Raw genomic sequence first — 12,577 nt, 5'->3', positions numbered from 1 at the left:
GTCAGCCTGCAAGCGCCCTCGACCGTCGGCGGCTCAGCCACTGAACCGTCAGAAGCCCCACCACCATCACTGTCAGCGACAGCATCGTGGTCATCGTGCCGAGCGCGTAGATCACGGGCGTGGTGACGGAAGTCGTCAGCCCCTGAAGTTCCAGCGGCAGCGTGTTCTGGTCGCCGATCGCCTGCGACGTGCGCGCGATCTCATCCCACGACAGCGTGAAGCCGAACATCCCGACCCCAATCACCGACGGCCCGATGATCGGCAACACTACATGGCGAAAGCTCTGCCAGGGCGACGCGCCAAGGTCGCGGGCCGCCTCTTCATACGCCGGGTTGAAGCGGTTGAAAACAGCAAACATCACGAGTAATCCGAAGGGCAGCGTCCACGTCAAATGTGCGCCGAGCGCCGAGGTATAAAGGCCCATCGACGTGGTGTAGTTGTCGACGAACGATTGATGGCCCCACGCGCCGGCAAGATACTTGACGCCGTTATCGAGCAGCCGGAACGTGAGCCCGATTCCCAGCGACACGATGATCGACGGCATGATCAGGCTCGCGACGGACACATAGAACACGGCGGTGTCGCCGCGAAAACGCTTGCGAAACGCGAGCCCTGCCGCGACCGAGAACAGCGCCGTCAACACCGTGACGACTGCGGCAAGACGCACCGAGCGTCCGAACGCGGCCCAGATGTCGATGTCGCCCACGCCTTGACGCAATACTGCGAACCAGTGCAGCGAAACACCGCGCATGGGGAACGTGAGACCGCCTTCCGGTCCCTGGAACGACAGGATGAAGATAGTAATGATCGGGCCGTAGAGGAACAGCACGAACAGCCCGAACACCAGCGCGAGCCAGTAGAAACTGGCGGGACGCCGCTCGCGGTGTTTCAGATTCAGACGAGTCGCGGCCATGTCAAAGCTCCTTGCGGATATCGACTACCCGCGTCAGCGCCCAGACAATCATCAGCACGACGGCCAGCAGGATGATCGCGTTGGCCGCGGCGGCAGGAAACTGCAGGTAGCCGGTCTGCACCTGGATGATTTTTCCGACCGACGCAATCTGCTGCCCACCCATCACGCCGACCGTCAGGAAATCGCCCATGACGATGGTGATCACGAAGATCGAGCCGATCACAATCCCCGTCTTCGACAGCGGCAACACCACTTCGCGGATCACTTGCCAGCCGCTCGCGCCCGCGTCGCGCGCGGCTTCGAGCAGCGACCGGTCGATGCGCATCATGGCGTTGAAGATCGGCACGATCATGAAGAACGTATAGAGATGCACGAAGGCGAGCACGACCGAGAAGTTCGAATAGAGCAGCCATTCGAGCGGCTTGTCGATCATATGCGATGAAAGCAGCGCCTGGTTCACGAGCCCGTTGCGGCCGAGCAGCGGTATCCACGAGATCATCCGGATCACGTTCGAGGTCCAGAACGGAATTGTGCAAACGAGGAACAATACCGTCTGCATACCTGATGAACGAACGTGAAATGACAGGAAGTAGGCGATCGTAAAACCGATCACGAGCGTCACCGCCCAGACGATCGCGCAGAATTTTATCGTCGACCAGTAGGTCTTGAAGGTCACGCAGACATCGGTCATCGAAGAACAGCCGTCGAAGATCGCCGCATAGTTCTTGAACGTGAACGCGGGGATGATCTGGTATTCGTTGAAGTCCCAGAAACTCACGATCAGCGTGATAACCAGCGGCACGAGAAAGAACAGGACGAAGGTCAACGCGAGCGGCGTCGCCTGGAGCCATGCGGCTGCACGCCGGTGTTTGACGGTCGCCTCCAGCGGCTGGATGGGAAGCTCGATCGATGCCATCGCGGTTTTACCTATTGGATAAACAGAGGTGGCCGGCGTGCATGAAGCACGCGACATGCACGCCGGCCATGCGCTAAATCACACTAAGCCGCGATGAACTCGTTCCACTTCTGGACCATGTAGATGTTCTCGTCCATCACCGCGTTCCAGCACGCGATTGCCCCCATGCGCTGGTTGTACGAACCACCGTCGCGCACCGTGCCGACCTTTTCGAGCAACTGGCCGTCGGGCGCCTTGATGTCCTGCGCGGCCGGCTTGCCTTCGATCCAGTAGTCCCATTCATACGGCTGCATATGGGTCTTGGCGGTCTCGAGCACACCCGCGTAATAGCCCTGGCGCATGAGGTATGCCCCGGCCCAGCCGTCCTGGAACCAGTTGATGAACTCATAGGCAGCGTCGAGCTTGCGGCCCTGCAATGAGCGCGGCAGCCCGAAGCCCGACGCCCACGAGCGATACCCTTCCTTCAGCGGCTGGAACTTGCATGCAATGCCCATCGTGCGGACCTTCGTAACAGCGGGCGACCACATCGACTGGATCACGACTTCGCCGGACGCCATCAGGTTCACGCTCTCGTTGAAGTCCTTCCAGAACGCGCGGAACTGGCCCGCGCGCTTCGCCTCGATCAGGATCTTGATGGTCTGGTCGATCTCGGCCTTGGTCATGTTGCCCTTGTCGCCGTACTTGACATGACCCATTGCCTCGATCGCCATGGCCGAATCCATAATGCCGATTGCGGGAATATTCAGGAGTGCGGCACGTCCCTTGAATTCTGGGTTAAGCAACTCGGCCCAGCTAGTGATCGGGCGCTTGATCAGGTCGGGACGGATGCCGAGCGTATCGGCGTTGTAGGTGGTGGGAATCAGCGTCATCCATTCGGTGGGCGTCGCGGAGAACTCAGTCGAGCGCGCACCCGTCAGGAACATTACCTTCTTCGGCGCCGTACCCTGGTCGCCGATCTTCTTGCCGTCGACCTCGCCACGGGTAAGCACCGGCGTGATCTTGTCGGCGAGCTTGATCTTTTTTACGTCCATGCCGGCCAGCGTGCCGGCGGGGATCAGCTTCTTCAGCGAGAAGTATTCGGTGTCGACAATATCGAATGAATTCGGCTGCGTGATGATCCGCTTGGCGACGTCGTCGGTGGTCACCGGGATGTACTGGATCTGGATGCCGGTATCTTCCTGGAATTTTTTCGCGATGTCCGAACTCTGGTTCACCGCCGTGCCAAGGTAGCGAAGCGTGATCTTTTCCTGCGCATGCACGTACGGAAACCCGGCAATTCCCGCCGCGGCTACCGCGCCTTTGAGCAAGGTGCGGCGCGACATACCCCTGGTTTCCGTCGTGGCGGCACTTGCAGGTGTCTCGCTCGTGGTCGGTTCGGACGGGTGTTCGTAACGCTCGGTCATGGCCATCTCCCTTGGTTGAAATTGTCGTTTGCTGCAACGTACAACGCAAAGCGGTCTCTTATGCGGCCAACGCATGGGCGTCCTGCTCGTTCCACCAGACCACGACACGCGCATCGGGTCCCAGGCGCTGCGGGTCGTATTCGTTATCGGGGAGCAGTGAAACCAGGTCGGGCGAACCGTCGAGCGGTGCGAGCGTCATGCGCAAGTGGGTACCCTGATATTCGGTTTCGCGGACCGTGCAAGGAATGCCGCCGATACGGCTGAAGCCGGTTTCGCTCGTGGGCGACTGGACCGGCGTGAACCCATGCGGTGCAATCCGCAGATGATCGGCGCGTACGGTAAACGCGCGGCCGTTGGCGCCGAGCACGTTATGTCCGCCGAGGAAACGCGCGACAAATTCGGTGCGCGGCCGGTTGAATACTTCGTAGGGCGAACCGCTTTGCTCAATGCGCCCGTGGCTCATCACAACAACCATATCCGCAAGCGCCAGCGCCTCTTCCTGCGAGTGCGTTACATGCACGAACGTGATGCCCAGCTCCTTCTGCCAGCGCTTGAGTTCGGCACGCATCTGCACGCGCAGGAACGGGTCGAGTGCGGACAAGGGTTCGTCGAGCAGCAGGCAGCGCGGCTCATTGAGCAGCGCGCGGGCGAGTGCGACACGCTGCTGCTGGCCACCCGACAGTTGCGACGGCTTGCGTTCGGCATAGGCGCTCATCGCGACAAGTTCCAGCAGTTCACCCGCCCGCCGGCGGCGTACATCCTTGGCTACGCCGCGCATCTTCAGGCTGAACGCGACGTTGTCGAGCGCGGACAGATGCGGGAACAACGCATAACTCTGGAAGACCATCGCGGTGCCGCGCGTGGCGGGTTGCGCGCGCGTCACGTTGCGCTGGCCGATGAGGATGTCGCCGTCGCTGATCGACTCATGGCCGGCGATCATCCGCAACGTCGACGTCTTGCCGCAGCCCGACGGCCCGAGCAGGCAGCAGTACTGGCCGCCGGGAATCCGCAAGTCGATCGAATCGACGGCGAGCGAATCGCCATATTGCTTCGATACATGCACCAGTTCGATATCGGCGGGCTCGGTCTTAAGCACGGCTGAAGTGGGCTGACTCATAAGTACGAGCTCATGCAGGGCATTTCCTCAATAAGAGCGCCGGCGAGCGGCAATCAGGCGCAATCAGCGGCGGAGGCAAGATCTCTGCGAGACCCCGAATGCAAGACATATGCCACTTTGTCCGCATATTGATAACTTTATTGCAAACCATCACCTCTATTGAACGTAGACGATATGGCGTGTAAATTGCACACAATTCGAAATCGAACTGTCGGCGATCAAACCCGCTAATTCGCACAATCGCGGTGCGCCGCGGGTCCGCCACGGGGCGCGATCCCCCAAAAAGGTTCACGCGCGGCACGTTGTCAGCACGTTTGTCACTCAGGGCTTTTTGTACATGGACACTATCCGCCACGCTTGCGCGTCGCACGATCCTGCGTTCGGTCCGCTCACCACGCATGGCCGTTTTCCATACCGGCCGATCACCGATACCGACGCGTTTCGTTGGCCGGGCGACACTGGCCTCGCGGTCTATCTCGGCTTTAACATCGAACATTTTGCGTTCGGTGAGGGACTTGGCGCGGCCCTCGGCCCGGTCTCGCCGCAGCCCGATGTGCTCAATTACAGCTGGCGCGAATATGGCAACCGCGTGGGCGTATGGCGCTGTATCGAACTCTTCGATCAGCTTGAACTGCCGTCGGGCACGCTGATCAATACATCGCTGTATGACCATTGCCCGGAGGTCATCGACGCCTGTCTCGCACGCGGCGACGAACTGATCGCACACGGCCATACGAATGCGCACCGCCAGAGCGACCTGGACGAAAACAGCGAACACGCGTTGTTGCTGCACTGCCGCGAGCGCATCACCGCGCATGCCGGCACGCCGCCTTCGGGCTGGCTCTCGCCATGGATCTCCGAGTCCCGCGTCACGCCCGACCTGCTCGCGGAAACCGGCTACGGCTACACGCTCAACTGGTGCCACGACGACCGCCCGGTGCGCATGGCAACCCGCGCCGGTTCGTTGTGGTCCATCCCCTACCCGCAAGAACTCAACGACTTGCCGATGATGGTCGGCCGTCATCTCGACGCGCGCGACTTCGCCGACATGATCATCGACCAGTTCGACGAGATGCTCGAACAGGCGAACCGCAGCCGCCATCCGCAGGCGCTCGTGATGGGCGTCGCGCTGCATCCCTACCTCGTCGGACAGCCCTACCGGTTGCGCCATTTGCGTCGTGCATTGCAGCACATTGCCGCCGCCCGCGCGAACGGCGACGTGTGGATGACAACACCCGGCGCAATCGCTCGCCATATGGACGAGATGGAACGCATGGGTCTCGTCGGCACGAAGAAACAGACCCTCCTTCCCGCAGAAAAATGACTCCGAAACCCGCATTGAAAGTGGCTGCAAAGCCGCCCCAAAAAACCGTGCCCGATACAGCGCAGGACGCCGACGCCCGCCTCTACCAGGCCATCTTCGACGGTGTGCTCAACCATCGCCTGACGCCCGGCACCAAACTTCCAGAGCCAGAGTTGTGCCAGTTGTTCGGCGTCGGTCGCGCGGTCGTGCGACGCGTGTTGGAAAAGCTCGCGTACGACGGCATCGTTGCATTGCGGCCAAACAAGGGCGCGGTGATCGCCGAGCCGACGCCCGAGGAAACGCGCGAGATTTTTGAAGCGCGCCGCTCGATGGAGCGCGTGCTGGTAGAACTCGCCGTGCAACGGGCGACCGCACGCGACATCAAGGAACTGCGCCGTCAACTAGCCGATGAGCACGAAGCCATGCATCGCTTCGACCAGCCTTCGTGGGCGCGACTAGCCAGCGACTTCCACTTGCGTATCGCGGCGCTTGGCGGCAATTCGATCCTGCAACGCTACCTGACGGAACTGGTGTCGCGATGCTCGCTGATCGTGGGCGTCTACGAGCCGCCGGGCCACGCCCCCTGCGAGCACGAGGAACATGCGGCGATTGTCGACTGCATCGAAGCGCGCGATGCGGCCGGCGCCATTGCGCGCATGGAAGCGCATCTACGCGAACTGGAAGAGCGCATTGAGACCTCGCGCATGCTGGGCGAGAAGAGCCTCGGGCAACTGCTCGGCATGAGTTGAATCCGAACGTCAAACCTAAGCTCACAGATTCCCGCCATCATGGAAATAGACTTCGAAGCCATCACCGAATATCAGCGATACAAGCTCATGGCGAGCCTGATCGTGCCGCGTCCGATCGCGCTGGTGACAACCATGAGCGCGAGCGGCACGATCAACGCCGCGCCCTTCTCGATGTTCAATATGCTGGGCGAAGAACCGCCCATTGTGATGATCAGCATCAACCGTCTCGACGATGGCTCGCTCAAGGACACGGCCGTGAATATTGCACGCAGCCGCGAGTTCGTCGTGCATCTTTGCGACGAAGCGATGGCCGAAAAAATGCATCGGTGCGGGGAACGTCTGCCGCCCGATGTCAGCGAGCTCGAGAAGGTCGGACTGACGCCGATTGCAAGTTCACGGGTCGCGCCGCCACGGATCGCGGAAGCGCCGGTGGCGTTCGAATGCACGTTGTGGGAGACGCTGGAAACCACGAGCCGGCAGATCTTCATTGGCTGCGTCCACAGGCTGCATGCACGCGACGAACTGATCGATACAGAAACATGGCGCGTGCGGCTTCAGCATTACTTCCCGGTCGGACGGTTCGGCGCGAGCGACTATGTGACCACCCGCGAGCGCTTCACGCTCGGCTGACCGGCGACGTAAACCATGCACAACACAACCCTCGCCACGTCCACCGAAGGCATAGTCACCAGCCCGCACACCCTTGCGAGCGAAGCAGGACTCGAGGTGCTGCGCGCGGGCGGCAACGCGATTGAAGCGGCCATCGCGATTGGCGCCGCGCTGAGCGTGACCTACCCGCATTTCACCGGTCTTGGCGGCGATGCATTCTGCGTCATCGGTGACCGGACGGGAATGTTGCGTACGTTATCGGGCATCGGGCAGGCGGCGCAGACGCTGCCTTCGTTCTCTGCGGCCATTCCGTTGCGCGGCGCCGGTTCGACGCTGACCACGGCGGCAACGGTCGATACCTGGCACCAGGCGTACGCAATCAGCCAGACGTCATGGGGCGGCCAACACACGTGGTCGTCTCTGTTCGATCGCGCTATCGGCTATGCGTCGGAGGGATTTCCGGTCACGCCGTCGCAACATTTCTGGCAGCAGTTTCGCGCCGATGAATTGCGCGCAATGCCGGGTTTTTCCGCGGTATTTGCACCCGACGGCCACATTCCCGAGATTGGCGAGTGCTTCGTTCAACCGGCGCTCGCGCGCAGTCTTGAACGCATCGCGACCTATGGCGCGCGCGAATTCTACGAAGGAGAACTCGCGGAGCGCATTGCACGCGGCCTGCAGCAGGCCGCCTCGCCGCTGACACAAACCGACCTTGCAAACACCCGCGCACGCGACGAAGCACCGCTGCGCATAGCGTATCGCGGCGGGGAACTCGTGAGCCTGCAACCGCCAACGCAGGGCGTCACCACGCTGCAGATCATGGGCACGCTGGCACGCTTCGATCTGTCGTCTATTGCCGAGGGCAGCGCCGACTATTATCACTTGCTGGTGGAGGCCGTGAAATGCGCGTTCGTCGATCGGGACCGTTGGGTCTCTGACCCCGAGTTCAATCACGTTCCTGTCGGTGACATGCTCTCGGCCGACACGCTCGACGCCCACGCGCGCTCGATCAGCCTTCATAAAGCGCGGGCCTGGCCGCATGTATTTCGTCCGGGCGATACGGTGTTCATCGGTGCATCGGACGGGCAAGGCCGCAGCGTCAGCATGTTGCAGACGGTCTACTTCGATTGGGGCAGCGGTGTTGTAGCGGGCGACACCGGCATCCTCTGGCATAACCGCGGCGCGTCGTTCAGCGTGGACCCCGCGCATCACAATGCCGTGCGGCCGGGCAAGCGGCCATTTCATACGCTCAATCCCGGCATGTACCTGAAGGATGGGCGGCCGCATCTGCTGTTCGGCACGCAGGGCGCGGACGGTCAGCCGCAGACGCTGGCAGCGGTGTTGACGCGACTGATCGACTACGGGATGGACCCGTTGAGCGCGCTGGCTCGTCCACGTTTTCTGCTAGGCAAGACCTTCTCGGATACCCGCGATGCGCTGAAACTGGAGGAAGACGCCGGTGCCGATGTGTTCGCCGCGCTGGCGGCGCGCGGGCATGAGGTGAGCGCTATTGCAGCGCAAAGTCCGCTTGCGGGTCATCCGGGGGTGATTCGAATTGAATCGGACGGTGCGCTGTCAGGGGCTCACGATCCGCGTAGCGACGGCCAGGCATTGGGTCTTTAAACCCGCGCTCGGCGTAGCGGGTTTGCGGGCACGTGACGTTGCGAGCGTCACGTTCAGGCAGTTGGTCGTGCATGTGCCGCTGGCGTGCTTGCCGGAACGCTCGAGTTCGTGCTGCCAGTCGTCAAGCCCTACAAGCTGGACCGGCCGTTTCGGCGGACATCTGCGCCACGCGCGCCAGAATGCCCGCGTAGTCCTCCGGCGTGTCCATATCGACGACAAAGCGATCATGCGCGGCTTCATGAATGAACACCTCATCCGGATGCTCGGCGATCAGCTTGCGGCATCCTGGATTGACGTGTCCGCTGATGACCTCGGCTGCATAGCTGGCGGAAAAGGCCACGGGGTTACCACGCAGTCCGTTGAACATGGGAATCAGGATCGACCCGCGCGGCATGGCGGCGAAAGCGTCGACAAGTTCGCGATAGTCGGCGGCCTCCAGCAGCACCTGATCTGCAAGGCAGACCAGCACAATGCTGCACGGCGACCGGAGCGCGGCAACACCCGCGGCGACCGACGTCATCTGCCCATCCTCATAGCGCGGGTTGCACTGAAAGATGACCGGCAAGCCGTCCAGCGCCTCCATGACGGCGCGCCCCTTGAAGCCCGTCACCACCACGATTTCCTCGGGACCTGCAGCAGCCAAGGCGCTCACGGTGCGCCTGACTGCGGGCTGCCCATCAACGGGCAGCAGCAGCTTGTGCCGTCCCTGCATCCTCGATGACAAGCCCGCTGCCAGCACCACGACCGAAAACGCCGGCCCCGTCATGTTCCGCGCATCGTTCATGTCTTCTCCCGTTCCCGCCTGCCTTGCGCAATCGCAAGATATTTATCGGGCGAATGTTCGAACTCGATCTTGCAACCGTCACAGCAAAAATAGACACGCTGTCCGCCGCAGTCGACAACATGTTTCGCCGACGCGATATCGACTGGCATGCCGCACACCGGATTGACATAGCGCGCCACCGCGGGCTCAACCGATGCCATCGATTCGCATGGCGGCACGCTCGGCACCGCGTCGTCGCCGGTGATACGCGGCGCACCGGCATCGGCCGCTGCCAGTTCGAGTTCGCGCCACTGCGTCACCAACCCGGCGACGGCGCCAAGCGCGATCTCCTGCGGTGTATGCGCGTGGATATGAGGGCCGGCGGGCGCATGCAGCGCGGCCATGCGCTCCTGCGCAATACCGCGCAAACGCATGGTGTCGCGCAACTTGTCCGCCTTGCGCTCGCTCGCCACAAGCAACACAGCCGCCGCCGACGTGCGCAATGCCGCCTCAAGCGCGTCCTCGTCGCAGTCGCCTTGCGTAGCAACCAGAATCAGTTGCGGCTTGATCTGGCCCAGGGCATCGGCATCGAAACCTTGAATGACGCGCGTCAGGCCGAGAGCGGCAAACGGTGCGCTCACGTTCGCCGCAGCGCACACGCGCAGCCCCATGCGTTGCGCGAGCACGCATGCTTCGAGCGCGGTCGGTGTCGAGCCCAGCACGAGCACCAATGGCGCGGGCACTGTCGGCTGGATGAAAAGTTCGATCGTGCCGTTGCTCGCGCAAGGCATGGTGTGGAGTTCAACGTCCGCGTCTTGCGTCGCCGGCTCGTTGCTGATGCGAATGCGTTTGGCCTGCCCCGAGCGGATCGCTGCCAGCGCCGCCTGGATCACGATCGCTCGCGAGCAGCCGCCACCAATCCAGCCGTGCAGCGCGCCCTCACTGTCTATCAGCGCCTGCGCACCGACCCAGGTAGACGTTGGCGGGCCGGCCCGAATAACAGTGGCCACGGCAAACGGCTGCGCCTCTTCAATCAGCCGTTGTTCGAGTTGCAGGAGGGTATCGGTGCTCATTGCAGGGTGGACAGCACTTGGGGCAGCACACGCTCGAGACTCGCCAGATCGCGTGCGCCTGCCAGTAAATCGATATAAGGCATCGCAGCCTGCATGCCGACGCTCGATGGCGTGAAGTCAGCGCGGTCCGCGAGAGGATTAAGCCAGACCAGACGGCGGCAACGCCGCCGGATTTTCGCGAGCGCCTGCTGCAGGCTGTCGGGCTCACCTGCATCGTAGCCATCGCTGACGATCACGACCGCAGTGCGCGAGTGCAGCAGCCGGGTCGCGTGCTGCTGGATGAATTCATCGAGACTCTCTCCAATGCGCGTGCCTCCCGCCCACCCGGCCGACAACATGTGCAGGCGCTCCTGCGAGCGTCGCGGGTCGGGGTCCCGCAACGCTTGCGCGACACTCACGAGCCGCGTGTGGAAGATGAAGCTATGGACATCGGTCACCCGGGCGCTCAGCACGCGCGCCAACCTCAGATAGAAAAAGCTGTACAGGCTCATGGAACGGCTGACGTCCAGCAACAGCACGATGCGTGGACGCAGACGCCGCTTCCTGCGCCAGCCGAGATCGAGCGGCAGCCCGCCGCGTGAGACGCTGCGACGGATCGTCCACGCCATATCGATCACACGGCCGGCGTTCGCGCGGCGTTCACGGCGAATCTGGATGCCTCGCAGCCGAAGCGCGAAACGCCGGATTGCCTCGTCGATTGCAAACAGTTCGTCCGGCTCGTTGAGGTGGCGAAAGTCCGCATGGGAGAGCGGAGTTTCGCCTGAGGCGCCCTGGTCGGCTGTGCTGCCGTCTGCATGCTCCGGGTCCGCGCCGCTTCCGGCCAGGGACAACGGCAAACCTTCGCTGCCGTCGCGCTGGCCAGCGTTCTTGTCGCGCTCGTTATCCCGCTCGATCCGGCCGGTGCCGCCAGCACGCACTTCAACCAGCGCTGGCCGATTCGGCATCAGGAAGTAAGCGTCGAACAGGTCATCGAAGCGCCGCCATTCTTCGGCGCGCGAGCACAGCACGGCACGCAGGCTCCAGCGCAAGATCTGGCTGTTGGTCTGGCCCGCGAGTTGGGCGACTTCCATTGATGTCGCGATGTCGCTGGTCGTCACGCGAAAGTCGTTCGCGCGCAGCCACCCGGCAAACCCGGTGTAGCGGGCGACCAAAACCTCCTCAACGCCCGACGGAGGCGCACGATCATCGGTGCGAGTATTCACGCTCAACATGCGGCCACCAGTTTCTCGACGACCGGCCGTGTCAGGCCGGCCTGATCCTCGCGCGTCTTGACGAGCGCGGACAGCGAATCCATGATCTGCTCCACGCCATCCGTATCAATCACGCTCACCCCCAGACGAAGCAACGCAGATACCCAGTCGAGTGTCTCGGCCAGGCCGGGCTTTTTCTGCAAATCCATCTGCCTGACCGACTGCACGAACTCCACCATCTGCCGAGCCAGTTTCTCCGGCACTTCCGGAATCTGGGTACGCACGATCAGCAACTCCTTTTCGAAGCCCGGATAGTCGATGTACTGATACAGGCAGCGGCGGCGCAACGCATCGGAAATCTCGCGCGTTCCGTTTGAAGTCAGGATAACGAAAGGCTTTTCTGTGGCGCGTATCACACCAAGCTCGGGAATCGACATCTGGAAGTCGGACAGCAACTCCAGCAAATAGGCTTCGAACGCTTCATCGGTGCGGTCGATCTCGTCGATCAGCAGGACAGGCGCCGGCGTCGTCGTGATCGCTTCGAGCAGCGGCCGCTTGAGCAGATAGCGTTCGGAGAAAATATCCTGCTCCTTGTCGAGAACCGATCGCTCGTCCTGTTCAAACAACTTGATCGCGAGCAGTTGATGCTGGTAATTCCACTCGTACAGCGCGGAGTGCGCATCAAGGCCTTCGTAGCATTGCAGTCGGATCAGCCGCGTATCGAGAAGCCGCGCAAGCGCTTTCGCCACCTCGGTCTTGCCAACACCGGCCTCACCCTCCAGCAACAGGGGCCGGCGCATTTCCATCGTCAGCAGGAGGGTCGCCGCAAAGCTGCGCTCGGCGATAAAACCATGACCCTCCAGCCTGTGTTGCAGGCTCACGACATCGTTCATCCGGTCGGTCACCATGACTGCCTCT

12 protein-coding genes are annotated in these 12,577 nt (G+C 62.2%); 4 read left to right on the top strand and 8 right to left on the bottom strand.

Annotated elements, in window-relative coordinates:
• Position 1: 1 nt before the first annotated feature.
• The 4 genes from ACSQ36_RS20630 to ACSQ36_RS20615 form a co-directional block, all read right to left on the bottom strand.
• Positions 2-913, bottom strand: coding sequence for an ABC transporter permease (locus ACSQ36_RS20630; protein WP_436183391.1), 912 nt, complete (start codon positions 911-913; stop codon positions 2-4).
• A 1-nt stretch (position 914) separates the two neighbouring features.
• Positions 915-1,829: an ABC transporter permease gene (locus tag ACSQ36_RS20625; protein ID WP_213768187.1), complete on the bottom strand. Its 915-nt coding sequence runs from the start codon at positions 1,827-1,829 to the stop codon at positions 915-917.
• Between the two features lie 83 nt (positions 1,830-1,912).
• Positions 1,913-3,151, bottom strand: a complete 1,239-nt coding sequence (locus ACSQ36_RS20620; protein WP_213768186.1) for an ABC transporter substrate-binding protein — start codon at positions 3,149-3,151, stop codon at positions 1,913-1,915.
• Between the two features lie 139 nt (positions 3,152-3,290).
• Entirely contained in the window at positions 3,291-4,349 is a 1,059-nt protein-coding gene (locus ACSQ36_RS20615; RefSeq protein ID WP_436183390.1) for an ABC transporter ATP-binding protein, read from the bottom strand.
• Between the two features lie 337 nt (positions 4,350-4,686).
• Between ACSQ36_RS20615 and ACSQ36_RS20610 the strand changes: the two genes are divergently transcribed.
• Genes ACSQ36_RS20610 through ACSQ36_RS20595 form a run of 4 tightly spaced genes read left to right on the top strand, consistent with a single transcriptional unit; the run spans position 4,687 to position 8,633 of the window.
• A complete protein-coding gene (locus ACSQ36_RS20610) occupies positions 4,687-5,673 on the top strand; it encodes a polysaccharide deacetylase family protein (RefSeq protein WP_436183389.1) in 987 nt (328 codons plus the stop codon).
• Positions 5,670-6,401: a GntR family transcriptional regulator gene (locus ACSQ36_RS20605; protein ID WP_213768169.1), complete on the top strand. Its 732-nt coding sequence runs from the start codon at positions 5,670-5,672 to the stop codon at positions 6,399-6,401. The genes ACSQ36_RS20610 and ACSQ36_RS20605 overlap by 4 nt, the downstream gene beginning before the upstream one ends.
• Before the next feature lie 39 nt (positions 6,402-6,440).
• Complete coding sequence (locus ACSQ36_RS20600) at positions 6,441-7,031, top strand: flavin reductase family protein (protein WP_436183388.1); 591 nt, start codon at positions 6,441-6,443, stop codon at positions 7,029-7,031.
• A 15-nt stretch (positions 7,032-7,046) separates the two neighbouring features.
• Positions 7,047-8,633, top strand: coding sequence for a gamma-glutamyltransferase family protein (locus tag ACSQ36_RS20595; protein ID WP_436183387.1), 1,587 nt, complete (start codon positions 7,047-7,049; stop codon positions 8,631-8,633).
• A gap of 121 nt (positions 8,634-8,754) precedes the next feature.
• On the opposite strand, the gene ACSQ36_RS20590 is transcribed toward ACSQ36_RS20595, so the two are convergent.
• The 4 genes from ACSQ36_RS20590 to ACSQ36_RS20575 are packed head-to-tail and all read right to left on the bottom strand — an operon-like array spanning position 8,755 to position 12,567.
• The gene (locus tag ACSQ36_RS20590) at positions 8,755-9,417 is read right to left on the bottom strand and encodes a nucleotidyltransferase family protein (RefSeq protein ID WP_436183386.1); all 663 of its coding nucleotides are present in this window, start codon (positions 9,415-9,417) and stop codon (positions 8,755-8,757) included.
• A complete protein-coding gene (locus ACSQ36_RS20585; RefSeq protein WP_436183385.1) occupies positions 9,414-10,469 on the bottom strand; it encodes an XdhC family protein in 1,056 nt (351 codons plus the stop codon). Before ACSQ36_RS20585 ends, ACSQ36_RS20590 begins: the two co-directional genes overlap by 4 nt.
• The gene (locus ACSQ36_RS20580) at positions 10,466-11,680 is read right to left on the bottom strand and encodes a vWA domain-containing protein (protein WP_436183384.1); all 1,215 of its coding nucleotides are present in this window, start codon (positions 11,678-11,680) and stop codon (positions 10,466-10,468) included. The genes ACSQ36_RS20585 and ACSQ36_RS20580 overlap by 4 nt, the downstream gene beginning before the upstream one ends.
• Entirely contained in the window at positions 11,674-12,567 is an 894-nt protein-coding gene (locus tag ACSQ36_RS20575; protein ID WP_436183383.1) for an AAA family ATPase, read from the bottom strand. Before ACSQ36_RS20575 ends, ACSQ36_RS20580 begins: the two co-directional genes overlap by 7 nt.
• Positions 12,568-12,577 lie beyond the last annotated feature (10 nt).

The organism is Caballeronia sp. LjRoot34 (assembly GCF_964253815.1).
GTDB lineage: Bacteria > Pseudomonadota > Gammaproteobacteria > Burkholderiales > Burkholderiaceae > Caballeronia.
The sequence above is the reverse complement of the archived record's forward strand: the minus strand, read 5'-3'. Positions and strand labels throughout refer to the sequence as shown.